Below are 24,099 nucleotides of genomic sequence, written 5' to 3'. Positions count from 1 at the left end.
TGCGATACGTTTGATAAACATCAAGGACGCTTTCATTTTGCATAAAACCCTTAACGATGTCACGACAATAACTTGATACCGTCCAGTGTGGATGCGCACTGCTCGCGTATCACGTTGACGAAGTCGGCCACGTAAGCCTTGTGCTGTAGGGCGGGCGGCACCGAAACGAACAAGTCGCTCCACAGGCCGGTCTCGCCAATTGGACGTGCAATAACGTAGTCGTAGTCCACATAATTCTTGATTGCCCAGTTCGGAAGGGCAGCCAAGCCGCGGCGGCTTGCAACTAATTGCAGAATGGCGACCGTCAGTTCAGCGGTGCGGCGCTGGAATTCGACGCCGGCGGGACGCAACACCTCGCGGATCAGGTCGATGCGTGTTTCGGGCACCGGGTAGGTGATTAAGGTTTCGCCTTCAAAGTCCTGGGCCGCCAGTCGGCGCTGCGCTGCGAGGCGGTGCTTTTGCGCCATCACGGTCAGGATTTCGAAACGGAACAGCGGGAAAGTCGAATAGTCGGCGCTGTAATCGGAGCCGATCACCAGGTCGGCCTGTCCATGACGCAGCAAGTCTGCTGGCTCGCTGTGGAATCCGGAAACGAGGTCGATTTCCACATCCGGCCAGCGAGTGCGGAAGGCATCCATCACCGGCATCAGCCAGTCGAAGCATGTATGGCATTCAAGCGCGACGCGCAGCTGGCCGGTGTCGCCTTGCGACAGGCGCAGCATGTCGCGCTCGGCCCGCTCCACTTCGGGCAGCAGGGTATCGGCCAGTTTTAACAGCCTCTCGCCCGTCGCCGTGAAGCCGATCGGCATCGATTTACGCTCGAACAGCGGCGTACCGTAGCGATCTTCCAGCAATTTGATTTGATGGGACAAAGCCGACTGGGTCAGGTTCAGCAACTGTGCTGCCTTGACCAGGCTACCGGATGAGCGAAGCGCAGACAGCGTGCGCAGGTGACGAATCTCGAGCATGTATGAAAAGTTTTCAAGTGAATGCATAAAAAGTTTCGTTTTTATTATATGCCGCCATGCCGCAAACTGTACTTCACGAATATTTCTAACGCATGACAAAAATGAAACTAGTACAAACTCATATCCCGGGATTTCCGCGCATCGGCGCGGCGCGCGAACTGAAGTTCGCTTTGGAGCGCTTTTGGCGCGGCGAATCGTCCGAAGCAGCGCTGCAAGACATAGCCAGCAATCTCCGTGCCCGGCATTGGGAGACCCAGCGCCAACATGGCCTCGACTACGTCACTGTGGGCGATTTCGCCCTGTACGACCATGTAGCGAACCATATCCAGCTGCTCGGTTGCGAGCCGGCGCGCTTTGAATTCTCGGGCGAGGAATCGCCGCTGGCGCATTACTTCGCCATGGCGCGCGGCGACCATGCACATGAAGCGTGCGGCTGTGGCCATAGTGGTGCAGCGCTCGAGATGACCAAGTGGTTCGACACCAACTACCACTACCTTGTGCCGGAATTCAACGAGTCCACCGCCTTCGAGCTGAACAGCCAACACCTGCTTGATGAAGTTGCCGAAGCGCGCGCCGCCGGCCATCCAGTCAAGGCTGTCCTGCTGGGTCCCCTCACCTTCCTCTGGCTGGGCAAGGAGCGCGACGCGGCGAGTGGTTTTAATCGACTCGACCTGCTTGAAAACCTGTTGCCGCAATACAGCCGTCTGCTGATGCAGTTGCGTACCGCTGGCGCCGAATGGGTACAGCTGGATGAACCGATCCTTGGCCTCGACTTGCCGAATGCGTGGCGTAATGCTTTCGAGCCTGCCTACTGGCTGCTTAACCAGGCTGGTGCGCAACTTATGGTGGCTACCTATTTTTCGCCACTGGAAGAAAACGTCAGCCTGGCCTGCCGCCTTCCGGTCGCCGGCCTGCACGTCGATGCGGTACGCGCCGCCAGCGAACTGACTAGCGTTGCTGATTGGCTGCCGGCGCATAAGGTCTTGTCCATCGGCGTGATCGATGGCCGCAACATCTGGCGCGCGGATCTCGATGCGATCCTCGCAACGCTGCTGCCGGTGCTCGCCAAGCGCAGCGGCCCAGTCTGGCTTTCCACCTCCTGCTCGCTGCTGCACGTCCCGTACAGCCTCGCTGCAGAGCCAATCCTCGACGAAGAACTGCGTTCATGGCTGACGTTTGCGGAAGAAAAACTGGCGGAGCTCAACCTGCTCAAAGCTGCCCTTTCGGCCGACGAGCGCGTATCCGGGCAAGTGGCCCGCGGCTTCGCTGCCGCACGTGCAGCGCACGAAACACGCCGGTCCAGTGCTCGTGCCCACCATGCTGAAACCAAAGCACGCATGGCGGCGCTTGCTTCCGACAGCGCCGCCGACCGTCGCTGCTCCGTGTTTGCGGAACGCCAGCGCCAGCAGCAGGCTCGCCTCAAACTGCCGGTCTTCCCGACCACGACAATCGGCTCCTTCCCGCAAACGCAGCAAATCCGCACCGCGCGCGCGGCCTTTAGACGCGGTGAACTGCCGGCGCTGAACTACCAGCAAGCGATGCGTGAAGAAATCGAGCACGCCATCCGCCGCCAGGAAGCGCTAGGCCTGGATGTCCTGGTGCACGGTGAAGCCGAACGCAACGACATGGTCGAATATTTCGGCGAACAGCTCGACGGCTTCGCATTCACGGCTAACGGTTGGGTGCAATCCTATGGTTCGCGCTGTGTGAAGCCGCCCATCATTTATGGCGATGTGCAGCGCCCGCAGGCAATGACAGTCGAATGGACTGTGTACGCGCAGAGCCTGACAGACAAGCCGATGAAAGGCATGCTGACCGGCCCTGTCACCATCCTGCAATGGTCCTTCGTGCGCGACGACCAGCCGCGCGCCGAAACTGCGCTGCAAATTGCTGCGGCAATTCGCGATGAAGTGCACGACCTGGAAAACGCCGGCATCGCCGTCATCCAGATCGACGAACCTGCCCTGCGCGAAGGCTTGCCGCTGCGCCGCAGCCGCTGGGATGCTTACCTGGCCTGGGCAACGAAAGCCTTCCGCATCAGCGCTGCCGTTGCGGCCGATGCGACGCAGATCCACACCCATATGTGCTACGCCGAGTTCAATGACATCCTGCCGGCAATCGCTGCGCTGGATGCCGACGTGATCACCATCGAATCCAGCCGCTCCGCCATGGAATTGCTGGGCGGCTTCGCCAGCTTCCGCTACCCGAACGAGATCGGCCCAGGCGTGTACGATATCCACTCCCCGCGCGTGCCCGGCAGCGAGGAAATGGCGGAGCTGCTACGCAAAGCAGCCCGCGTCGTGCCCCCCGCCCAGCTTTGGGTCAACCCGGACTGCGGCCTGAAAACACGCGGCTGGCCGGAAACTGCAGCCGCGCTGGAAAACATGGTCGCCGCCGCCCAAAAACTTCGCGGGGAAATGGAACTTTCATAAGCCATCCCGTCCGACGTTGCATTACAAACGTCGAAGCAGAGGTGGCGGGCTTTGTTGGGCTGACGATACTAATCGTCGGCATGACTGGCCGACTATTTGGGCTGTATTAATTGACTGAATAGATCCAACGCACCACTGTTTCGCCGTCCGCGTCGACAAAAGTTTCGCGCTCTGTGAAGCCCAGGCGCGCAACGACTTTTGTAGACGCGATGTTGGAGGGCAGTATCTCGGCAACTACCCGCCGTACGGCGTGATCCGCCGCTGCCAGCTTCAACAGCTGGCCTACGGCGGCGCTGCCGATGCCCCGCCCACGAGCCGACTTGGCGACCCCATATGCGATTTCGACCGCGCCATTTGAAGGCGAGCCTTTGAAAGTACATCCTCCGAGAACCGAGCCTTCTGGCTTGGCGACAATCAGGAACGGCACACACCAATAAGCAGGCATACCAGCTTCCACCTGCGCCATTGCGCGGCCTGCGACATGCGGCGGCGGAAGCGCCCCCTCCTCTGTGCATCCGAACCGTTCGTCCGGCCTTGATTCAGTCAGTCCGCGCAATTCCTCGAGCGTGAGCTGCACCAGTTCGATCTGGAGCGCCATGATTAAAAACGCGCCTTCATTTCACGATCTCCATATCCCATCCGTCATACGCGCCGCCATGGGAAGCTGCGTTGTCATCGAACAAGGCCCGCAGGCTTTCCAGTTCTTTGACATTGGGAATCATGTTGCGGGTGACGACCACCTGCCATTGCGGATTGCCTTCCTGGGGCAGCCTCATTTCGACCTCGTATTTCATCGCCTTCAACTGGTCGAACGTCCGCCATGCGCCGGCGGACGTTGGAAAATTCATGTAGAAAGCGATATTGTGGATCTTGGAAATATTGGAACCAGCTTCCTCTAGTTGTGCGACAGCGTGCGAGTCTGAATAATCGGGAGTGGCCGTTTTCGGCTCGTTCTTGGCGAACAGTAAGATCGCTCCGCACGCAAGGACTAACGCGATGAGTAAGGCCGTCAGCATCGGCGCGGCTTCTTTCTTCACCTTGCGCTGCCAGATGCCGTAGTAAATGGACCAAAGCGGCAGAATCAGCAAGTTAACGCCAGCAATAGTGCGAATCCAGGTCCAGCCATGTTCATGCTGAGCAAGCGCCAGCGCGAACAGCTGCCCATAGATCAACGGGCCGAGGACGAACAGGACGAACCACGTCTTAATCACCCAGGGCTTCTGTTCCGAACTGATGCTCGCAATTGCCCTGGCCTCGTCCACTGCCGATTGAAAGGCGTCATTCGGGCGATAGACATATGGCGTCTCTTCCAGCGGCTCAGGCGTATCTGATTTGCTGGCCTGGGGCGGCGTATCGTCCGCCGGAGGCGCCGAAGCCGAACTGCCCGCAGGAACCACAAAGACAACATCGCCAATTTTGATCTTCGAGCCCATATCATCTGTTTTAGTTAATTTTCTTGAAATTTTATCACGGCAACATTTCCTGGCAACCAGTCCGCGGACCCGCATAAACGCTGGGACAAGCCTCCCCAAGCAAGCTTAAGCAAAGTACAATGCAACCAGCCTGGGCCATGCCCGTTACTTTGCGATTGTTATGCCGAAGAGCACCTTCCAAAAGCCTATCGAAATCAAGATTTCCACCGTCGTTGCCGTGTCCGCCATCATGTACACGAGCGACCTCGTCGCCCTCGACGCCGCCATGCATGAGATGACTGGCGGCGTTTCCGATTTCTTTGAAGGTGACCTGGCGGTCATCGATGTGGGTGACCTGGCGCCAGGCTGCGGACGAATCGACTGGGCGGCAACCATCGCCCTCCTGAAAAAATACCGCCTGAATCCGGTGGCCGTGCGCAACGCCACGCCGGACATGGTGGAAGAAATCCAGCAACACGGCCTGCAACTGGACAGCGGCAAGCGCGAAGAGGCGCCTGCCGTTGCCAAAAAGCCAGCGCCAGCTCCGGCCTCAGCGCCGGCCCCGGCTCCCACAGCGGCCCCGGCGGCACCAGCTTTCAGCGGTACCATGATCATCGACACCCCGGTCCGGGCCGGCCAGCGCATTTACGCGCGCGGCGGCGACCTGATCGTGATGGCCGTCGTCAACAACGGCGCCGAGATCATCGCGGATGGCAGTATTCACGTTTACAACACTTTGAATGGCCGTGCCCTGGCCGGCGCCTCCGGCGACGCCTCGGCCCGCATTTTCGCTCTGTCGATGAGCCCTGAACTGGTCTCGATCGCAGGTGTTTATCGTACTTTTGAAGATGGTTTCCCGACCGAAAACGCACGCAAACCGGTACAAATCCGGTTAAACGGCGAGAGTCTGGATATACAATCTGTCAATTCCGCAAAATAACAGTTCAGTAAAGGATTCTTTGTGGCACGAATTATTGTAGTTACGTCCGGCAAGGGCGGTGTCGGCAAAACGACTTCCAGCGCCAGTTTCTCCACCGGCCTCGCCATGCGCGGCCATAAAACCGTCGTCATCGACTTTGACGTCGGCCTGCGTAACCTGGACCTGATCATGGGTTGCGAACGACGCGTTGTGTATGACCTGATCAACGTGGTGCATAAAGAAGCGACCCTGAACCAGGCCCTGATCAAGGACAAGCACTGCGAAAACCTGTACATCCTGCCGGCGTCCCAGACCCGCGACAAGGATGCGCTGACTGAAGACGGGGTGGAAGCCGTCCTCGCCGAGCTGATCAAGATGGAGTTCGACTTCATCATCTGCGACTCGCCGGCCGGTATCGAACACGGCGCCCTGATGGCGCTGACCTTCGCCGACGAAGCCCTGATCGTGACCAACCCGGAAGTGTCGTCGGTGCGTGACTCCGACCGCATCCTGGGCATCATCCAGGCCAAGTCGCGCCGCGCCCAGTCCGGCGGCGAAGCGGTCAAGGAACACCTGCTGATCACCCGCTACTCGCCAAAGCGCGTAGAAGCGGGCGAAATGCTGTCGTTTGAAGACGTTCAGGAAATCCTGCGCATTCCTTTGATCGGCATCATCCCTGAGTCGGAGCAGGTACTGCATGCTTCCAACCAGGGTAACCCGGCAATCCACTTCACCGGTACTGATGTGGCCGAAGCCTACACCGACGTGGTGTCGCGCTTCCTGGGCGAAGAAGTTGAGCTGAAGTTTACCGACTATGAAAAGCCTGGTTTCCTGAAGCGTATCTTTGGAGCTAAATAATGGCCCTGCTTTCTTTCCTGTTCCCTAACAAGCCGAAAACGGCCAGTGCGGCGAAAGAGCGCTTGCAGATCATCATTGCGCGCGAGCGCAATGGCCGTGCTGGACCGGATTTCCTGCCGGCGCTGCACAAAGAGCTGATTGATGTGATTTCGAAGTACACCAAGGTGTCGGCGGACGATATCAAGATTTCCCTGGATCGCCAGGGGAATCTGGAAGTTCTCGACGTTAACGTGGTTTTGCCGGACGCCTAAACCCGGTAAACCTGTGTCAGACCCACAGGGTCTGACACCTTTACGCGGCTGCCGCAGGCCAGGTGTCTGACCCTGCGGGTCAGACACCGAATTACCGGTTCTGGCCCGCCAGCACCTGCCTTGCCACCTTCGCGCAAGCGTCCACGTGCTGATACCCAATCTGCCTAAACGCAAAGAAACCAATAGTAGCTGAGGCAATTTGACCGGCAATTGGCACCAGCTTACCCGCCTGCTTGGCCGCGACCTTCCCCGCGCTGCGCTTGAGCACCACCGTCACCAACTCCCGCGTCACCACCTTTCCCACCAGCATCCCGCCCAGGCTTACCACAGCCTCGTACGCGATCATCTTCAATTTCGGCTGCATCCGCTCGATTTGAGCCGGTGAAAGGCCGAACTCATGGTTCACCTCATCAATCAACTGGGTGAACAAACGCAAATCCGACAGCAAGTCCACGCCCGGAATTGGCACAGCAGCAACACCCGCCGATACCGCCGCGCGACGACGCACCAGGCGCCGGCAGCGCTCGCGAACCGCATCGATATCGGCCTCATTTGAGGGCAATACAGTCCACTCATTTCTCATGTTTTCGCTCTCCCAAAGGGCCGCCAGACACCATCTGTTCCATTGTGCTAGCCCCACAAGCAGTGTACCTTGTGATCAAGGAACAGCCTCGCGCGAGACACAGAAATTAGTACTTTCTGGCAATATTTGATCAAATTGGTAACTATTTCTTGTAAATCTCTGTTATATTCGTGTGACTGCTTCTTAACATTTTGCTGTAAAGAACATGAGAATCGTTGTCCTTGATGCTGACCGAAGCCAGGCAGACCTGATCTGCCAGGTCCTGACTTCCGCTGGCCATGCCTGTCACGGCTACCAGACAGCCAAGGATTTGCTGGCCAATATGCGCAAGGACAGCGTCGATATGCTGATCCTCGACTGGCAGGTAACTGATATGGACCCGGGCGAAGTGATTCGCAAGGCCCGCGAGAAATTGCCGGAAAATGGCCCGGTCATCTTCCTCACCACCAGTTCCGGCGAAGACGATATCGTAACTGGCCTGGCGGTCGGCGCCGAAGACTACCTGGTCAAGCCCCTGCGCCGTTCCGAATTGGTTGCCCGCGTGCAAGCGCAACTGCGGCGCGCCTATCCAAGCCAGAATGGCGCCGAGCAATTGCAATTCGGCCAATACGTCTTTGAAACCCGCCCTGGCCGCCTGCTGATGGACGGCCAAGTCCTGGACGTCACCCACAAAGAGTTCTACCTGGCCTTGCTGTTTTTCCGCAACATTGGCCGCCCGCTGTCGCGCGCCTACATCCACGAAGCGGTGTGGATCCGTGAAACCGAGATCCCATCGCGCACGATGGACACCCACGTTTCCCGCGTCCGCAATAAATTGCAATTAAAGCCAGAAAATGGCTTCCGCCTGGTGCCTGTTTACAGCTACGGCTACCGCCTGGAAAAGCTGGGTTCCTGAGAGGGAAACCACAGCAAGGTATAATGGCGTCTGGAATCGTCCGCCTATACCGAAATGCAACTTCTCGCCGTCGGCCTCAACCACACCACTGCGCCTGTCGCCTTGCGCGAACGGCTGGCGTTCGCGCCTGAGCAGCTGGGTACGGCAGTCGCGGCGGCGCGCAACTGGTTTGCCTGCGCCAATTCCAAGGGCGGAGACGAAGCGGCCATCCTGTCCACCTGCAACCGAACCGAGCTGTACGCGGCCAGCAATGCCGCCAATCCGCTCGACGCCGGCGCGCAATTCCTGGCCGATTTCCACAAACTGAATTACGCCGAGCTGCGCCCGCACCTGTATATGCTGCCGCAGCACGATGCAGTGCGCCATACCTTCCGCGTCGCTTCCGGCCTGGATTCGATGGTGCTGGGAGAGACCCAGATCCTTGGCCAGATCAAGGATGCGATCCGTACCGCCGACGAAGCGGGCGGCCTTGGCACCTACCTGCACCAGCTGTTCCAGCGCAGCTTCGCCGTTGCCAAGGAAGTGCGCAGCACCACCGAAATCGGCGCGCACAGCGTGTCGATGGCGGCTGCTGCCGTGCGGCTGTCGCAGCGCATCTTCGACAAGATCTCCGAACAGAATGTGCTCTTCATCGGCGCCGGTGAAATGATCGAGCTTTGCGCCACGCACTTCGCGGCGCAGAATCCGAAATCGATCACGGTGGCCAACCGCACCATGGAACGCGGCGAGGCGCTGGCGCACCGCTTCAACGGCAAGGCCATGCGCCTGGCCGAATTGGGCTCCCAGCTTCAGCAATACGATATCGTCATTTCCTGCACCGCTTCTTCGCTGCCGCTGATTGGACTGGGCATGGTGGAACGCGCCATCAAGGCACGCCGCCACAAGCCGATGTTCATGGTCGACCTGGCCGTGCCGCGCGATATCGAGCCGGAAGTGGGCCGCCTGAACGACGTCTTCCTTTATACCGTGGACGACCTGGGCAAGGTGGTGCAGACCGGCATGGAAAACCGCCAGGCCGCCGTGGCGCAGGCGGAAGCGATTATCGAAACCCGAGTGCAGTCCTTCATGCACTGGATCGACGACCGCGCCGTGGTACCGGTGATCCAGGGCCTGCAAGAGAACAGCGAAGTGATTCGCCTGCTGGAACTGGAACGCGCGCGCAAGCTGCTGGCCAAGGGCGAGCCGATTGATGCGGTGCTGGAGGCTTTGTCCAAAGGCCTGACCGCGAAATTCATGCACGGCCCGCAGCAAGCACTGCACCGCGCACAGGGCGACGAGCGCGCCCAACTGGCCGAGCTGCTGCCACAATTGTTCCGCGGCCGCCGTTAGCGGCGCCACACCTTCTCCTGCCGCACCGCGCGGCTACCCGTGCTATCCCCCGAATACAGGAACGTATGAAACCATCAATGCTGGCCAAGCTGGACCAACTCGCGAACCGCCTGGTCGAACTGGACGAACTGCTGATGTCCGAAGGCGCCACGTCGAATATGGACAGCTACCGCAAGATGACGCGCGAGCACAGCGAGCTGCAGCCGCTGGTGGCGCTGTACAAGGATTACCAGCAGACGCTGAGCGATATCGACGAAGCGCAAGCCATGCTGTCCGATCCGGACATGAAGGAATTCGCGCAGGAAGAAATCGAAGGCGGCAAGTCGCGCCTGGCCGGCCTGGAGCTGGACCTGCAGAAGATGCTGCTGCCGAAAGATGAAAACGACGAGCGTAATATCTTCCTCGAAATCCGCGCCGGTACCGGCGGCGATGAATCGGCGCTGTTCGCTGGCGACCTGCTGCGCATGTACACCCGCTTCGCCGAGCGTTCGCGCTGGCAGGTGGAGATTGTGTCGGCCTCCGAGAGCGACCTTGGCGGCTACCGTGAGGTAATCGCGCGCATTATCGGCAATGGCGCCTACTCCAAGCTGAAATTCGAATCGGGCGGCCACCGCGTGCAGCGCGTGCCGGCCACCGAGACCCAAGGCCGCATCCACACCTCCGCCTGCACCGTGGCGGTGATGCCGGAAGCGGATGAAGTGGAAGACGTCCATATCAACCCGGCCGACCTGCGCATCGACACCTACCGCGCGTCGGGCGCCGGCGGACAGCACATCAACAAGACCGATTCGGCGGTGCGTATCACGCACATCCCATCCGGCATCGTGGTGGAGTGCCAGGACGACCGCTCCCAGCACAAGAACAAGGCCTCCGCGATGAAGGTGCTGGCCGCGCGCATCAAGGACGTGCAGCTGCGCGAACAGCAATCGAAGGAAGCGGCGACGCGTAAGAGCCTGATCGGCTCTGGCGACCGCAGTGAGCGCATTCGCACCTACAACTTCCCGCAAGGCCGCATGACCGACCACCGCATCAACCTGACCTTGTACAAGCTGGACATGATCATGGACGGCGACCTCGGTGAACTGACTACCGCCCTGACCACCGAGCACCAAGCCGAACAGCTCGCCGCTCTGGGCGATTAAATGTCCACTTTCGTTCCTGACCCCAAGGTGGACATTTGTCCGATTGCCGAAGCTGACCCCGATTTAGATTAAGGTAGCCTTCAGCGCTTTGTGCGAGAATTGGCCGGATTTTCAACCTGATAAATTGATGACGATGAGCAACCGTAACGTTCTGCTGGCGATCGCCTTTGTGAGCTTTGCCATGATCGGCGCTGCAATGTATCTGCAGCATGTGCTGTTCCTGATGCCTTGCCCGCTGTGCGTGATCCAGCGCTACTTGTTCATCGCGATCGGCCTGGCTGCGCTGGTTGGCGCCTTTACCTCCAAGCCTAAGCTGGCGGCCGGCATCGGCCTGCTGGGTGCGCTGGGCGGCCTGGGCGTGGCGGGCAAGCAGCTGTGGATCCTGGCGCATCCTGGCCTGTCCTGCGGTATCGATCCAATGGAAACGATGCTGAACAAAATCCCTACCTCTGAATACCTGCCTTGGCTGTTTTACGCGGAAGGCTTGTGCCAGGACGCGACTGAAAAATTCATGGGCTTGCAGATTCCTGTCTGGTCCTTCATCTGGTTCGGCATCCTGTCCATCGGCACCGCCTGGGTGGTGCTGCGTAAGCGCGCATGAAGAACCAGGTCACAGCCGGTATCACGCTGGGCGCCTTGCAGCGCAAGCCCCTGCTCGATCCGGTCGACCAACGCATCCTGGTATGCCATGCGCTGGGCATCACACGAACAACCCTGATCACGCAGTCAGACCGCGCGCTCACGGTCGATGAAGCGGCGCGTGTCGCCGCGCTGCTTCAGCGCCGCCATGATGGCGAGCCGGTGGCCTACATCATCGGCCAGCGCGAGTTCTTTGGCCTCGATTTCGAAACCACGCCGGCGGTGCTGATCCCGCGTCCCGATACGGAGCTGCTGGTGGAACTTGCCCTGGTGCGTTTGCCGCCGCGCGGCAAGGTGCTGGACATGGGCACGGGCAGCGGCGCTATCGCCGTGGCGATTGCCCATAGCCGTCCCGATGCCAGCGTCACGGCGCTGGACCTTAGCCAGGAGGCGTTGGCCGTGGCCTCGCGCAATGCGCTGCGCAACAACGCCGCCGTTCGTTTCCTGCACAGCGACTGGTATGGAGCAGTGGAGGGCGAGCAGTTCGACCTGATCGTCTCCAACCCTCCTTACATCGCCGACGGCGATCGTCATTTGTCCGAGGGGGATTTGCGCTACGAACCCAGCGGCGCATTGACCGATTTCGCTGATGGCTTGAGCGCCCTGCGTACCATCATCGCTGGTGCGCCCGCCAAGCTGGCGACAGGCAGCTGGCTGCTGATGGAACATGGCTACGACCAGGCGGAGGCCGTGCGTGCCCTGCTGTCTTCCGCTGCTTACACTGAGGTGCAAAGCTGGCAGGATTTGGCCGGCATCGAGCGGGTCAGCGGCGGCAGGCGTCCGGCGACCTGACCCGGGTAAAATACGGCAACATGCGGCTTCCGGGCCGTTTTGGGGGCTCATCGTACGCGCTTTTCGGTTTTCGGTTAATCTCGCACCAATTTGATTTGCTGCATCGGAAAGGAAGCAAATTGTCCAATCTATTGACTCGCCGCCTGGCCTTGCTGGCCGACGATAAGCACCGTGCGGTGCTGGGCGGCGGCCTGCGCGGCATTGAACGAGAAACCCTGCGGGTGCAGCCGGATGGCCGCCTGGCGCATACGCCACATCCCCTGCCATTGGGCTCGGCCCTGACGAATCCGCAAATCACCACCGATTACGCTGAGACCCTGCTGGAGTTCATCACCCCGGCGGAGCGCGATATCGCGACCACGCTGGAAAAGCTGGATGCGATTCATCGTTTCAGCTACACGAAGCTGGGCAATGAGTTGATCTGGAGCCAATCCATGCCGTGCGAGCTGCCGGCCGAGGAAGACATCGAGATCGCGTGGTACGGCAAGTCCAACCTGGGCATGCTGAAGCATGTGTACCGCCGCGGACTGGCCCTGCGCTATGGCAAGGCAATGCAGTGCATCGCGGGCATCCACTACAACTATTCGCTGGACGAGCGCCTGTGGCGTATCCTGGCCGAAAACGAGGGCGCGACCCATGTTACGCCCAAGGCCTACCAGTCGGAAGCCTACCTGGCCACCATCCGCAATTTCCGCCGCTACAGCTGGCTGCTGATGTATTTGTTCGGCGCTTCGCCGGCGCTGGCAGAGGGCTTCCTGCGCGGTCGTCCGCATAAGCTGGAAAAGCTGTCCGGCGATACGCTTTACCTGCCGTACGCGACCAGCCTGCGCATGAGCGATCTGGGTTACCAGAACGAGGCGCAATCCGGCCTGCATCCGCACGAGAACAGCCTGGATTCCTATGTGGCCACGCTGACCAAGGCTGTCAACCAGCCTTACGAGCCGTATGCAAAAATCGGCACCAAAGTAAATGGCGAGTGGGTGCAGCTGTCGACCAATGTGATCCAGATCGAGAACGAGTACTACTCGACCATCCGTCCAAAGCGCGTGATCAATACCGGCGAGCGTCCGATCCAGGCGCTGTGCAACCGCGGCGTGCAGTACATCGAAGTGCGTTGCATGGATGTGGATCCGTTCGAGCCTGTCGGCATCAATGTGCAGACCGGCCGTTTCCTCGACGTGTTCCTGCTGTTCAGCGCTCTGGAAGAAAGCCCGCTGATCACGCCGGAACATGGCGAGCTGCTGGCGCGTAATTTCGCGCGCACCGTGAAGGAAGGCCGCCGTCCTGGTCTGACCCTGACACGCGATGGCGAAGAAGTCACGCTGAAACAGTGGGGCCTGGATTTGCTGGAGCGCTTCAAGCCGGTGGCGGAACTGCTGGACCGCGAACACGGCGGCCGCGAACACATGGCGGCTCTGGAGGCGCAAGCGGCCAAGCTGCACGATCCGGAGATCACGCCTTCGGCGCGCGTGCTGCAAGCGTTGCGCGAGAACGGCAAATCGTTCACCGCTTTCGGCCTGCACCAGAGCGAGAAGCATGCGGCTTTCTTCCGCAGCCATCCGCCAAGCGCCGAAGACGTGGCGCGCTTCAACGAATTGGCGCGCGCCTCCATCGCCGAGCAGGAAGAAATGGAACGCAGCCAGGGCGGCAGCTTCGACGACTACGTCAAAGCCTACCGCGCCAGCAACCTGTGCCCGAACCACTGCACCTGACCCTTGCTCACCTTTTATAACGAACAACACGCTCAGCACGCTGGGGAACCCCAGCGCGTTGAAAGCGTGCTGTCCGAGCTTGGGCGGCGCGGCCTGGGGCAGATCGTTACGCCGCATGGCGTGCCTTTGATGGCACTGGAACGGACGCATGCGCCGCGCTACCTGCATTTCCTGCGCACTGCATGGGCCGAGTGGTCGGCCGCCGCGCCGGGAAACGCCGACCATCCCGCCATCGCCACGCAATGGCCGGTACGCACCTTCCGCACCGATATTGAACCGGCCAGCCTGGCCGCGCGCTTTGGCTTGTATTCGATGGATGCCGTCACGCCTATCACCGCCGGCACCTGGACGGCAGCCAAGACCGGTGCCGATTGCGCCGTCAATGCCGCCCATGCGCTGCGTGTGGGTGAACGCGCCAGCTTCGCATTGACGCAGCCGCCAGGCCACCTGGCCGGCGCCGACTTTTGCGGCGGCGGATGCTACCTGAATAACGCCGCATTGGCTGCGCAGCATTTGCTGGACGACGGCCTGACGCGCGTCGCCATCCTCGACCTGGACTACCACCATGGCAACGGCGCGCAGGGCATCTTCTACCAGCGCGCCGACGTGCTGTGCATGTCGATCCACGCGGATCCGAACCATGCGTTTCCCTGGTTCTCCGGTCACGCCGACGAAACAGGCGGCGGTGCAGGCGTTGGCTACAACATCAACCTTCCGCTGGCGCCAGGTGCTGGCGCGGCCGAATGGTTTGCGGCGCTGGAAACAGCCTGCTTGCGACTGAACATGTTCCGTCCCGATGCGCTGGTTGTCGCACTGGGCGGTAACATTTTTGCCGGCGAGGCGCATGGCGGCTTTGACCTGCAGGCTGGGGACTTCCTGCGCGCAGGCGAGCGACTGGCCTGGCTTGGTTTCCCCACTGCCTTCGTGCTCGAAGGCGGCAGCCCGCTGCGCGAGCTGGGCACCAATATCGTCAACGTGCTGGAAGGTTTCGACTGCGCGATGGTCTGACTTAGCCTGGCAGCGCCAGCCGCGTTTCCAGGCCGCCACCTTCGCGCTGGTGCAGCGTCAGCGTGCCGCCCATTGCCGTTGCCAGTTGGCGTGCGATCGCCAGTCCCAAGCCTGTGCCGCCCGTTTCGCGGCTGCGTGAAGACTCCAGCCGCACGAAGGGCTCGAATACCGCTTGCAGTGATTCCGCCGGGATCCCTGGACCGCGATCGAGCACGCGCACCACAATGCCCGCACCGCTACCTTCGACGCGCACCTCAGCGCTACCGCTAAACTTGAGCGCATTGTCGATCAGGTTCCCCAGCACACGGCGCAGCGCCTGCGGCCGCAGATCCATCGGCCGGCCAACCGCACCTTGCAGCGTTACTGCGCTGCCGGCATCGACGTAGTCGTGCACCATGCTTTCGAGCAGCGCATCAGGATCGATGCGGGTCGGCGCCTCGCTGGTGCCGTGCAGCGTGCGCGCATAAGCCACGCCCTCTTTCACCAGCTGCTCCATCGCCCGCAAATCCTGGCGCAATTTGGCCTGCTGCGCATCGTCGTCCATCATGTCGACCCGCAAACGCATGCGCGTAATCGGCGTCTGCAAGTCGTGCGAAATCGACGCCAGGATCTGGATGCGCTCTCCCATATAGCCGGCGATACGCTGCTGCATCGCGTTGAAGGCGCGCGCTGCACGCGCCACCTCGGATGGGCCGCTTTCCGGCAAGTGTGCGCCCTGCATATCCGGGCCAAGTGCATCCGCCGCTTGCGCCAGCTGCTCAAGCGGTCGCGTAGCGAGACGCACAGCCAGCCAGCAGCACAGGGCGAACACCGCCAGCTGCGCCGCCATCAAAGCGCCAAACCATGGCGACATTGGCACGGTGCGCATGGGACGGAAATCGATGGTCAGCGGCATCCCGTCGCTCAGCTCCAGGTGCACCTGGTACCGTTCGCGTTCGCCGATGATCTGGTGCACTGTCAGCTTGTATTTCTTGCCGATGCCCTCTTCAAAAGAGCGCACCGCATTCGCCTCCAGCACCTCCAGGTGCGGCAGTGCTTCATCGCAAGGCTCGAGCCGGAATTCATAACTGCGGCGCGCGAGGCGCGGCAACCATTCGGCACGCTGGGCGGCGGGCAAGGCATCAAGCAGCGCCACCGAAGTAGTGACCTCGCGCTCGATATAGCCCATCATCATATTGGTGGTGGCCTCATTGCGCTCGCGCATGGTGAGCCAGAACGACAAGCCCTGCGCTACCGCCACCCCGAGGCATAGCAGCAAGGCGAGGCGCGCGAACAGCGTGCGCGGCCAGTGCAGGCGCATCATGGCTGGCCTGCCGCCAGCGTCACGGCAGCCGAGAATACATAGCCTTCGCTGCGCAGCGTCTTGATGTAGCGCGGCTCGCGCGCCGTGTCGCGCAGGCGTTGTCGCACACGGCTCACCAGCAAGTCGATCGAGCGGTCGAACTGGTCGGCATTGCGGCCCTGGGTCAGGTTCAGCAGCTGGTCGCGCGTCAGCACGCGCTGTGGATGGTCGAGGAAGACGCGCAGCAGGCGGTATTCGGCGCCGCTCAGCGCAACCTGGGTGCCGTCGGCATCGAGCAGGTGACGGGCCACCGTGTCAAGGCGCCAGTCGCCGAAAGCCAGCATCGGTTCCGACTCGTTGACCTGCATGTTCGGCGGCAGCATGCGCGTGCGCCGCAGCACTGCATTGATACGTGCCAGCAGTTCGCGCACTGCGAAGGGCTTGGGCAGGTAGTCGTCGGCGCCCATTTCGAGGCCGATGATGCGGTCGGTCTCGTCGTTGCGCGCCGTGAGCATCAGCACCGGGACGGCCTTGTGTTTGCCGGCCCGAAGGTCGCGGCACAGCGTCAGGCCGTCTTCGCCGGGCAGCATCAGGTCCAGCACGATCAGGTCCGGCGTGTCTTCTTCCACCACGGCGCGCATCTGGCGCCCGTTCGCGGCGAGTGAAACGCGCAAGCCGTTTTTCTGCAAATAGGCGCCGATCAACTCGCGGATATCGCGGTCATCGTCAACGATCAGGATGTGGTCTTGGTTTTCCATGAAGCCATGATACCCAATGCGGCGGGTAGTTTTGTATCCCAGTGTGTACGGGCGGTGCAGGTACACAAAACATTGCACACGCGGGGGTGCGGCGAAATATGGCGGATACGTGGGCGCGGTCCAATGGAGTCATTCCAAAACACGGAGCCGACCATGACCAACCCGCTCGACACTCCGCTGGCTTTCCTGGCCGGCCTGCTGACAGTCGCTTCGCCCTGCGTGCTGCCTATGCTGCCCATCTTGCTGGGCTCCGGCGTCAACCAGCGCAATCCACGCCGCCCGCTTTTCATTGTGGCTGGTTTTATCCTGAGTTTTGCCAGTGTCGCCATGCTGTTGGGCGCCGTTTCGAGCGCTATCGAAGTCGCGCAGGATGTGCTGCGCAATACCGCCATCGCCCTGCTTGCCCTGTCCGGCCTGTTCCGCGTGTGGCCGGGGCCTTATGAATGGCTGCTGGCCCGCCTGCCCGGCCGCAGCGCTTCGTCCGCTCCGCGCGAGGACGACGGCAGCAACGGCGGCGCCTTCCTGCTGGGGGTATCGCTCGGCGCCGTGTGGACACCCTGCGCCGGCCCGGTGCTTGCTTCCATCCTGGTGCTGGTGGTGAAAGCGCAGGACCCTGCCTGGTCCGCCCTGCTGCTCACCCTGTATGCCATCGGAGCCGCCGTCCCCATGCTCGGAATTATCTATGGCGGCCAGTACGCCACCCAGCATGTGCGTGCCGTGGCGCGCCATGCCCATCGCCTGCAACAAGTATTCGGCGTACTGGTGCTTGCCACCGCCGTCGCGATTTACCTGCAATACGACACCCTGGCTTATGCCTGGGCCGCCCAGCACTTCCCAACCCTGAAAGGACTGTAATCATGAAGAACACCCTGAAATTCCTGGCCGCCGCGGCCACCCTGCTCGGCGCTTCCGCCGGCGCCAGCGCCGCCCCAGCCGAGGCTCCCGAATTCACAGGCATCGACCAATGGCTGAACAGCGAACCGCTGAGCATGAAGCAGCTGCGTGGCAAGGTGGTATTGGTTGATTTCTGGACCTATGACTGCATAAACTGTATCAACACCCTGTCCCATGTCGTGAAGTGGCACGATATGTACAAGGACAAGGGTTTGGTCGTTATCGGCGTCCACACGCCGGAATATGCGTTCGAGCGCAAGACAGAGAATGTGCGCACCGCCCTGAAGCGATTTGACATACGCTACCCAGTCGCCCAGGACAACCGCTACGCCACCTGGAATGCGTACAACAACCGCTACTGGCCAGCTTTCTATTTAATCAATAAAAAAGGCCAAGTGGTGTACACACACTTTGGTGAAGGCCAATACGAGCAAACCGAAGCGCGGATCCAGCAATTGCTGGCGCAAACCGAGTGAGATTCCTCATGAGCGAAAAATTCTTCAAAAATAGCTTGCAATTAAATCGCGCGCTATCTATAGTGTGCACATGGGCAGCAAACAACGCCCCGGAAACCGGAAACAAATAGCACGCTAGTTAATCGCTCACTACTCACGAAAAGGAAACTCATCATGGCTAAGATCTCGAACATCCTGTACCGCGCTAACGCAACTTCCACCGGCGGCCGCGAAGGCAAATCCGCTACCAGCGACGGCGCCCTGGACGTCAAGCTGACCACTCCAAAAGAACTGGGCGGCAATGGCGCCTTCGGCACCAACCCTGAGCAGCTGTTCGCAGCCGGTTATTCCGCCTGCTTCATCGGCGCCATGAAGTTCGTTGGCGGCCGCGACAAGATCGCGGTTCCGGCGGATGCCTCGATCAACGCCACGGTCGGCATTGGCCCGATCGAAACCGGCTTCGGCATCGAAGTGGAACTGAAAATTTCCCTGCCCGGCCTGGACCGTGAAACCGCAGAAAAACTGGTGAACGCCGCCCACATCGTGTGCCCGTACTCGAACGCGACACGCGGCAACATCGACGTCACCCTGACTATCGTATAAGCAAGAAAGGGCACGGCGGCCAAGCCGGCCGTGCCCACCGTTGAAGGAGAAAGATCATGAAAGCATTTGCAACCCTCATCGCCAGCACTGCCCTGGCCCTCTCCGCTGCTGCCCAGGCAGCGCCGCCGACCACCCGTACCGCAGCGTCGGGCGAGGCCTACGACGGCTCCCAATTCGACAATACTTTCGTCTCGACCAAAACCCGTGCCGAAGTGCGTGCTGAAGCCATCGCCGCCCTGCGCAAAGGTGAAATCCTTACCGGCGAACTGTATCCGCTCGACTTTGCCTCTCCAATGCGCGGTGGAAAAACCCGCGCCGAGGTGAAAGCCGAACTCGCTTTAGCGATCAAGAATGGCGAACTCCGCCAGGAACAGTAAGCTGGCATAAAATGGTCGCCTCCCATCATGCGAGGCGACCAATGATTGAATGGCAGTGGCTGGACTTCAACAGCATTCCCAACAAAGACCTCTACGAAATGCTGCGGCAGCGGCAAGAGGTCTTCGTCATCGAACAGCAGTGTTTTTATTCGGACCTCGATGATTGCGACCAGGACGCCCACCACCTGCTCGGCTGGCAGCTAGTCGACGGCAAACGCAAGCTGGCCGCGTACCTGCGCTGTATCGCGCCGGGCATCAAGTATCCCGAGATGTCGCTGGGGCGTGTGCTGACCACGCATGCGGCACGCGGCAGTGGCGCGGGCCGCCAACTGATCGCCGAGGGCATCCGCTGCGCCGAAGCGCTGCACCCCGGCCAACGCATCCGCATCGGCGCTCAGGCGCACCTGGAAAAATTCTATGGCAGCTTCGGCTTCAAGGCAGTTGGCCAGCCCTACGACGAAGACGGCATTCCACACCTGGAAATGCTGCGGTGATAAAAAAAACGGCCCGCAGGCCGTTTTTCTTTACTGGCTTCCGCCCGATCAAGGAGCGGTAACGGTAGTCACTTCCACGTCAAAGATCAATGGAGAGTTTGCCGGAATGTTGGTCTGCGCCTTATCACCGTAGGCCAAGTTTGCCGGAATGATCAGCGTACGTTTGCCGCCAGCCTTCATGCCAAGCAAGCCCTTCTCCCAGCCTTGGATGACTTTATTTTCACCCAGCTTGACGGAAAACGCGGTACCAGTGATACGTGAGGTGTCGAAGCGCAGGCCCTTCTTATCGGTCACGCTATCGTTGTACAGGTAGCCTGTATATTGCACGGCCAGGGTGTAGCCAGTGGCCGCGGCCACGGTGCCAGTACCAATTACTTCATCCTTTGCATCGAATGCAGGCTGCGTCGTTTGGGCAGGCGGCGATGCATTAACCGCAGTCAGCTCAATGTCATATACCACGTCGGTATTGGCCGGAACAATCACCGTACCTGCGTTATCTTTGCGACCATCCTTGCCCCATGCCATACCGGACGGAATCAGCAGCGTACGCTTGCCGCCCACCTTCATGCCAAGAATGCCCAGGTCCCATCCTTGGATACGGCTATCGACGTTCAGCAGGAAGGAAAACGGCGCACTGGAAGTTTCAAATTTCGCGCCCTTCTTATCGATCTGGTTATCGTCGCGCAGATAACCAGTGTAATTGATGGTCACCAAGTTCTTCGAAGCAGCAACTGCGCCGGTGCCGATAACGGTGTCAATCTTAGGGAACAGCGACAGCGTAGTCGAGGCGACTACTTCAAGGTCATAGACCACGGCGGTATTGGCCGGCACTTTCACTTTTCCGGCGGTGTCTGTAAAGCCAGTCGCGCCGAACGCCATGTTTGCCGGGATCAGCCAGGTGCTCTTGCCATTCACTTTCATGCCGACCAGTGCCTGGTCAATGCCTGGAATAACCGCACCGACGCCCACGGTGACCACAAACGGTGCGCCAACAGTCGGCGTCACGAACGGATCACCTTTCTTGTCCGCCTTGGTCTCGTCGTAGACGTAACCCGTGGCATAGTAAGACACGAGGTCACCGTTTGCAACGACCGCGCCGGTCCCAATGACTTCGCTTACCTTTGTATAGTTGGGCTGCGGTGGCAGCGGAGTGGTGGTCTCGCTATTGTTGGAACCACCGCCGCAAGCCGTCAGGGCTACGGCGCAAGCCAGGGTGGCGATTGCCTTGAACATCGAATTCTTCATTTCAATCTTGCCTATTCGTCAAATGAATCGGGGTAACGGAGCAGAAGTTTAGCAGACCGTAAATTCACCCTGCATATGACGCACCTTCCCGTTACAAATTAAATTTCCACTTGTGTGCCGAGTTCAATCACGCGATTCGGCGGGATCTGGTAGTAGTCCGCCGCCGCGCGCGCATTGCGCGACATGGCCACGAACAGGTGTTCGCGCCATGGCGCCATGCCTTCACCCGGCGTGGAAATTACGGTCTGGCGCGCGATGAAGAAGGAGGTTTCCATCATCTCGAACTTCAGGCCGCACTGCTCGCACAAGGCCATGATGGCCGGTACATCCGGTTCGTCCTTGAAGCCGTAGTGGATGTTCAGCTGGTAGCACTCATGGCCGAGCGAGGTGACGCGCACCTGCTCCGAAGGCGATACATACGGCTCTTCCACGATGTGCACGGTGAAGAACACCACGCGCTCATGCAGCACCTTATTGTGCGACAGGTTATGCAGCAGCGCATGCGGCACGCCATCGCTCTCGCCGCGCAGGAACACCGCGGTGCCAGGCACACGGGTCGGCGGCGCCATGAACAGGGAATTCAGGAAGTCTTCCAGCGGGATCGCGTGCTTTTCCAGGTTCTTGAACACCAGCTCGCGGCCAGTGCGCCAGGTGAGCATTGTGGTGAACAACGCGATACCTAGCAGTAGCGGGAACCAGCCACCATGGAACAGTTTCAGGGTCGTCGCCGAGAACAGCGTGATGTCGATGACAATGAAAAATCCTGTAGCGCCGAAGCACAGGATCAGCGGCATGTGCCAGCGGTAACGCGTCACGAAGAACGTCAGGATGGTGGTCGCCAGCATGGTTGCGGTCACCGCAATGCCGTAAGCACCAGCCAACGCATCCGAAGACTGGAAGCCGATCACCGCAATCAGCACTACGCCCAACTGCAGCCAGTTCACGACAGGAATGTAGATCTGGCCCATCTCGCTTTCCGATGTGTGCTGGATGCGCATGCGCGGCAGCATACCAAGCGCAATCGCTTGCTTAGTCATCGAGAATGTGCCGGAAATGGTGGCCTGCGACGCGATTACCGTGGCGGCGGTCGACAGGATCACCAGCGGGATCACGCTCCAGCTGCCGAGCTGATTGTAGAAGGGGTTGGCCAACGCAGCCGGATCCTTGATCAGCAGCGCACCCTGGCCCAGGTAGTTCAGCGCCAGCGCAGGGAAACAGATCAAGAACCACGCGATGCGGATCGGCTTCTTGCCGAAGTGGCCCATGTCGGCATAGAGCGCCTCGGCGCCGGTGAATGCCAGCACTACTGCACCCAGCGCCACGAAGGCCACCATGCCATGCGAGAACAGGAAGGTAAATGCATGCGCCGGGTTGAGCGCATGCAGGATGGCAGTTTCTTTAGCGATGTTAATGACGCCCATCGCCGCCAGGGCAGCGAACCACAGCACCATGATCGGGCCGAAGAAGCGTCCAATGCCGGCAGTACCGTGACGCTGCACGGCATACAGGCTCACCAGCACAATGATGGTGAGCGGGACGATGAATTTTTCCAGGCCGGGTGCTGCGACCTCAAGACCTTCGATCGCCGACAACACTGAAATGGCGGGAGTAATCACGCTGTCGCCATAGAACATGGTGGCGCCAAAGGTACCGATCAGCAGCAGGGGGAAGTGCCATTTCGGCGCCGCCTTGTTTACGGAATTCAGGGCCAGGGCCATCAAGGCCATGATGCCTCCTTCGCCGCGGTTATCGGCGCGTAGCATCAAGGTGACATATTTGACGGTCACAATCATCGTCAGGCCCCAGAAAATCAGGGAAACGATGCCCAGGAGGTTTTCCTGGTTCAGCGGGAGCCCGTGGGCCGGATCGAAGATGGTTTTGAGGGTATAGAGGGGGCTAGTGCCGATATCGCCGTAAACAATGCCAACGGCGGCCAGCGTCAGCGCGGCAACGCTGCTTTTCTTATGTTGTGACAAGATTTCACCCAAATTGGTTTTGGTGCATCGCACAATAGGCCAACTATAGGCCTTTTGCAAGTTTTTTAGGTCGCCGGTGAAAATGTGGCGGATGTGCTATTTTCCACCTTTACGAAAAGAAAATCACCGCTCTCATGAATACCGGCATGCTGTACGCCGCAGGCGCTTTCCTGTCCTGGGGCCTGTTCCCACTGTATTTTCACGCAATTAAGAACGTACCGGCGTCCGAAATCCTCGCCCATCGCATGGCGTGGTCCCTGCTCTTCCTGATGATGGTTCTGGCGGTGCGCCGCCAGTGGAAATGGCTGCCGCAAGTGTTGCGCCAGCCCAAAGTGGTGGGCAGCTTCCTGGCCAGCGCCTTTCTCCTGAGTGCGAACTGGTTTGTGTATATCTGGGCCGTCAACAACGGCCATGTGGTCGATGCCAGCCTCGGCTATTTCATCAATCCTTTGGTCAATGTCCTGCTGGGCATGCTGGTGCTGAAGGAAAAACTGCGCCGCGGCCAGTGGATCGCAATTGGGGTGGCGGCAACCGGCGTGGCCTGGCTGACCTGGCAAGCGGGCCAGGTGCCATATATTGCCTTGGTGCTGGCCATCAGCTTTGGCGCCTATGGCCTGCTGCGTAAGACGGCGGCGCTGGCCGCGCTGGAAGGCCTGTCCTTCGAAACCCTGATCCTGTTCCCCCTGGCGGTGGCCTACCTCGGCTGGCTGGTGTACAACGGCCAGAGCGTATTCCTGAATGCCGAATCGGACAGCACGCGCTGGCTGCTGGCTGCGGCCGGGCCGACCACAGCGATCCCGCTGCTGCTGTTCGCTGCCGGCGCCCGCCGCATTCCGATGTCGGTGCTGGGCATGCTGCAATACATGTCGCCTTCGCTTCAGATGCTGTTGGGCGTGTGGGTATTCCATGAGGCGTTTTCCCAGACGCGTTTAGTCGGTTTCGTCTTCATCTGGAGCGCGCTCGTTATTTACATGCTGGAAGGCTGGTTGGTAAGCAGAAAGGCGAATTGAGTGTCGGAAAACTTTACAGCATTGCAGCTTCAATAAGTGCGCTTGCTTGCGTTCAACTAAGTTTC

Annotated in this window: 25 protein-coding genes; 17 read left to right on the top strand and 8 right to left on the bottom strand. The window is 60.1% G+C overall.

Annotated elements, in window-relative coordinates:
• Positions 1–59: 59 nt before the first annotated feature.
• Complete coding sequence (locus AC1RTP_RS08960) at positions 60–968, bottom strand: LysR family transcriptional regulator (protein ID WP_498606607.1); 909 nt, start codon at positions 966–968, stop codon at positions 60–62.
• Between the two features lie 101 nt (positions 969–1,069).
• Here AC1RTP_RS08960 and metE point away from each other — a divergent pair, with 101 nt between their 5' ends.
• Positions 1,070–3,400, top strand: coding sequence for a 5-methyltetrahydropteroyltriglutamate--homocysteine S-methyltransferase (gene metE, locus AC1RTP_RS08955; RefSeq protein ID WP_498606602.1), 2,331 nt, complete (start codon positions 1,070–1,072; stop codon positions 3,398–3,400).
• A 106-nt stretch (positions 3,401–3,506) separates the two neighbouring features.
• Here the strand turns inward: metE and AC1RTP_RS08950 are convergent, their stop codons facing one another.
• Together AC1RTP_RS08950 and AC1RTP_RS08945 are read right to left on the bottom strand one after the other, a co-directional pair.
• Complete coding sequence (locus AC1RTP_RS08950; protein WP_498606599.1) at positions 3,507–3,998, bottom strand: GNAT family N-acetyltransferase; 492 nt, start codon at positions 3,996–3,998, stop codon at positions 3,507–3,509.
• A gap of 16 nt (positions 3,999–4,014) precedes the next feature.
• Positions 4,015–4,833 (bottom strand): ribonuclease E inhibitor RraB, encoded by an 819-nt coding sequence (locus AC1RTP_RS08945; RefSeq protein WP_498606596.1) that lies wholly within the window; start codon positions 4,831–4,833, stop codon positions 4,015–4,017.
• 160 nt (positions 4,834–4,993) lie between these two features.
• On the opposite strand from AC1RTP_RS08945, the gene minC reads away from it, so the two are divergent.
• From minC to minE, 3 genes are read left to right on the top strand one after another with little or no spacing between them, the layout of a single operon-like run.
• Positions 4,994–5,752 (top strand): septum site-determining protein MinC, encoded by a 759-nt coding sequence (gene minC, locus AC1RTP_RS08940; RefSeq protein ID WP_498606593.1) that lies wholly within the window; start codon positions 4,994–4,996, stop codon positions 5,750–5,752.
• Between the two features lie 21 nt (positions 5,753–5,773).
• Positions 5,774–6,589: a septum site-determining protein MinD gene (gene minD / locus AC1RTP_RS08935; protein ID WP_498606589.1), complete on the top strand. Its 816-nt coding sequence runs from the start codon at positions 5,774–5,776 to the stop codon at positions 6,587–6,589.
• Entirely contained in the window at positions 6,589–6,840 is a 252-nt protein-coding gene (minE, locus tag AC1RTP_RS08930; RefSeq protein ID WP_498606587.1) for a cell division topological specificity factor MinE, read from the top strand. Before minD ends, minE begins: the two co-directional genes overlap by 1 nt.
• A gap of 91 nt (positions 6,841–6,931) precedes the next feature.
• Here minE and AC1RTP_RS08925 read toward each other — a convergent pair whose 3' ends face one another.
• Positions 6,932–7,423 carry a hypothetical protein gene (locus AC1RTP_RS08925; RefSeq protein WP_498606582.1) on the bottom strand — a complete coding sequence of 164 codons (492 nt, stop codon included), beginning with the start codon at positions 7,421–7,423 and terminating at the stop codon, positions 6,932–6,934.
• Between the two features lie 205 nt (positions 7,424–7,628).
• On the opposite strand from AC1RTP_RS08925, the gene AC1RTP_RS08920 reads away from it, so the two are divergent.
• From AC1RTP_RS08920 to AC1RTP_RS08890, 7 genes are all read left to right on the top strand, one after another.
• A complete protein-coding gene (locus AC1RTP_RS08920; protein ID WP_498606579.1) occupies positions 7,629–8,318 on the top strand; it encodes a response regulator transcription factor in 690 nt (229 codons plus the stop codon).
• 54 nt (positions 8,319–8,372) lie between these two features.
• The gene (hemA, locus tag AC1RTP_RS08915) at positions 8,373–9,647 is read left to right on the top strand and encodes a glutamyl-tRNA reductase (protein WP_498606575.1); all 1,275 of its coding nucleotides are present in this window, start codon (positions 8,373–8,375) and stop codon (positions 9,645–9,647) included.
• A 65-nt stretch (positions 9,648–9,712) separates the two neighbouring features.
• Positions 9,713–10,789: a peptide chain release factor 1 gene (gene prfA, locus AC1RTP_RS08910; RefSeq protein WP_498606572.1), complete on the top strand. Its 1,077-nt coding sequence runs from the start codon at positions 9,713–9,715 to the stop codon at positions 10,787–10,789.
• A gap of 127 nt (positions 10,790–10,916) precedes the next feature.
• Positions 10,917–11,390 carry a disulfide bond formation protein B gene (locus AC1RTP_RS08905; protein ID WP_498606569.1) on the top strand — a complete coding sequence of 158 codons (474 nt, stop codon included), beginning with the start codon at positions 10,917–10,919 and terminating at the stop codon, positions 11,388–11,390.
• Positions 11,387–12,220 carry a peptide chain release factor N(5)-glutamine methyltransferase gene (prmC, locus tag AC1RTP_RS08900; RefSeq protein WP_498606567.1) on the top strand — a complete coding sequence of 278 codons (834 nt, stop codon included), beginning with the start codon at positions 11,387–11,389 and terminating at the stop codon, positions 12,218–12,220. Before AC1RTP_RS08905 ends, prmC begins: the two co-directional genes overlap by 4 nt.
• Before the next feature lie 119 nt (positions 12,221–12,339).
• Entirely contained in the window at positions 12,340–13,932 is a 1,593-nt protein-coding gene (gene gshA / locus AC1RTP_RS08895; protein ID WP_498606565.1) for a glutamate--cysteine ligase, read from the top strand.
• Between the two features lie 3 nt (positions 13,933–13,935).
• On the top strand, positions 13,936–14,940 hold the full coding sequence (locus AC1RTP_RS08890; protein WP_498606563.1) for a histone deacetylase family protein: 1,005 nt from the start codon (positions 13,936–13,938) through the stop codon (positions 14,938–14,940).
• A gap of 1 nt (position 14,941) precedes the next feature.
• Here AC1RTP_RS08890 and AC1RTP_RS08885 read toward each other — a convergent pair whose 3' ends face one another.
• Together AC1RTP_RS08885 and AC1RTP_RS08880 are read right to left on the bottom strand one after the other, a co-directional pair.
• Positions 14,942–16,243, bottom strand: a complete 1,302-nt coding sequence (locus AC1RTP_RS08885) for an ATP-binding protein (protein ID WP_498606561.1) — start codon at positions 16,241–16,243, stop codon at positions 14,942–14,944.
• Positions 16,240–16,980, bottom strand: coding sequence for a response regulator (locus AC1RTP_RS08880; protein ID WP_498606557.1), 741 nt, complete (start codon positions 16,978–16,980; stop codon positions 16,240–16,242). Before AC1RTP_RS08880 ends, AC1RTP_RS08885 begins: the two co-directional genes overlap by 4 nt.
• A 153-nt stretch (positions 16,981–17,133) precedes the next feature.
• Between AC1RTP_RS08880 and AC1RTP_RS08875 the strand changes: the two genes are divergently transcribed.
• From AC1RTP_RS08875 to AC1RTP_RS08855, 5 genes are all read left to right on the top strand, one after another.
• A complete protein-coding gene (locus AC1RTP_RS08875; protein ID WP_498606554.1) occupies positions 17,134–17,835 on the top strand; it encodes a cytochrome c biogenesis CcdA family protein in 702 nt (233 codons plus the stop codon).
• Between the two features lie 2 nt (positions 17,836–17,837).
• Positions 17,838–18,350, top strand: a complete 513-nt coding sequence (locus AC1RTP_RS08870) for a thioredoxin family protein (RefSeq protein ID WP_498606552.1) — start codon at positions 17,838–17,840, stop codon at positions 18,348–18,350.
• Positions 18,351–18,503: 153 nt separating this feature from the next.
• On the top strand, positions 18,504–18,932 hold the full coding sequence (locus AC1RTP_RS08865) for an organic hydroperoxide resistance protein (RefSeq protein ID WP_498606551.1): 429 nt from the start codon (positions 18,504–18,506) through the stop codon (positions 18,930–18,932).
• Positions 18,933–18,988: 56 nt separating this feature from the next.
• On the top strand, positions 18,989–19,309 hold the full coding sequence (locus AC1RTP_RS08860; protein ID WP_498606549.1) for a DUF4148 domain-containing protein: 321 nt from the start codon (positions 18,989–18,991) through the stop codon (positions 19,307–19,309).
• 41 nt (positions 19,310–19,350) lie between these two features.
• Positions 19,351–19,803 (top strand): GNAT family N-acetyltransferase, encoded by a 453-nt coding sequence (locus AC1RTP_RS08855; RefSeq protein WP_498606547.1) that lies wholly within the window; start codon positions 19,351–19,353, stop codon positions 19,801–19,803.
• Between the two features lie 48 nt (positions 19,804–19,851).
• Here AC1RTP_RS08855 and AC1RTP_RS08850 read toward each other — a convergent pair whose 3' ends face one another.
• Positions 19,852–21,036: an FKBP-type peptidyl-prolyl cis-trans isomerase gene (locus AC1RTP_RS08850; RefSeq protein WP_498606544.1), complete on the bottom strand. Its 1,185-nt coding sequence runs from the start codon at positions 21,034–21,036 to the stop codon at positions 19,852–19,854.
• Positions 21,037–21,146: 110 nt separating this feature from the next.
• On the bottom strand, positions 21,147–23,027 hold the full coding sequence (locus AC1RTP_RS08845) for a potassium transporter Kup (protein WP_498607151.1): 1,881 nt from the start codon (positions 23,025–23,027) through the stop codon (positions 21,147–21,149).
• A gap of 131 nt (positions 23,028–23,158) precedes the next feature.
• Between AC1RTP_RS08845 and rarD the strand changes: the two genes are divergently transcribed.
• The gene (gene rarD, locus AC1RTP_RS08840) at positions 23,159–24,034 is read left to right on the top strand and encodes an EamA family transporter RarD (RefSeq protein ID WP_498606541.1); all 876 of its coding nucleotides are present in this window, start codon (positions 23,159–23,161) and stop codon (positions 24,032–24,034) included.
• Positions 24,035–24,099 lie beyond the last annotated feature (65 nt).

This window comes from Pseudoduganella sp. GW821-FHT11H04, from assembly GCF_058807935.1.
The sequence above is the reverse complement of the archived record's forward strand: the minus strand, read 5'-3'. Positions and strand labels throughout refer to the sequence as shown.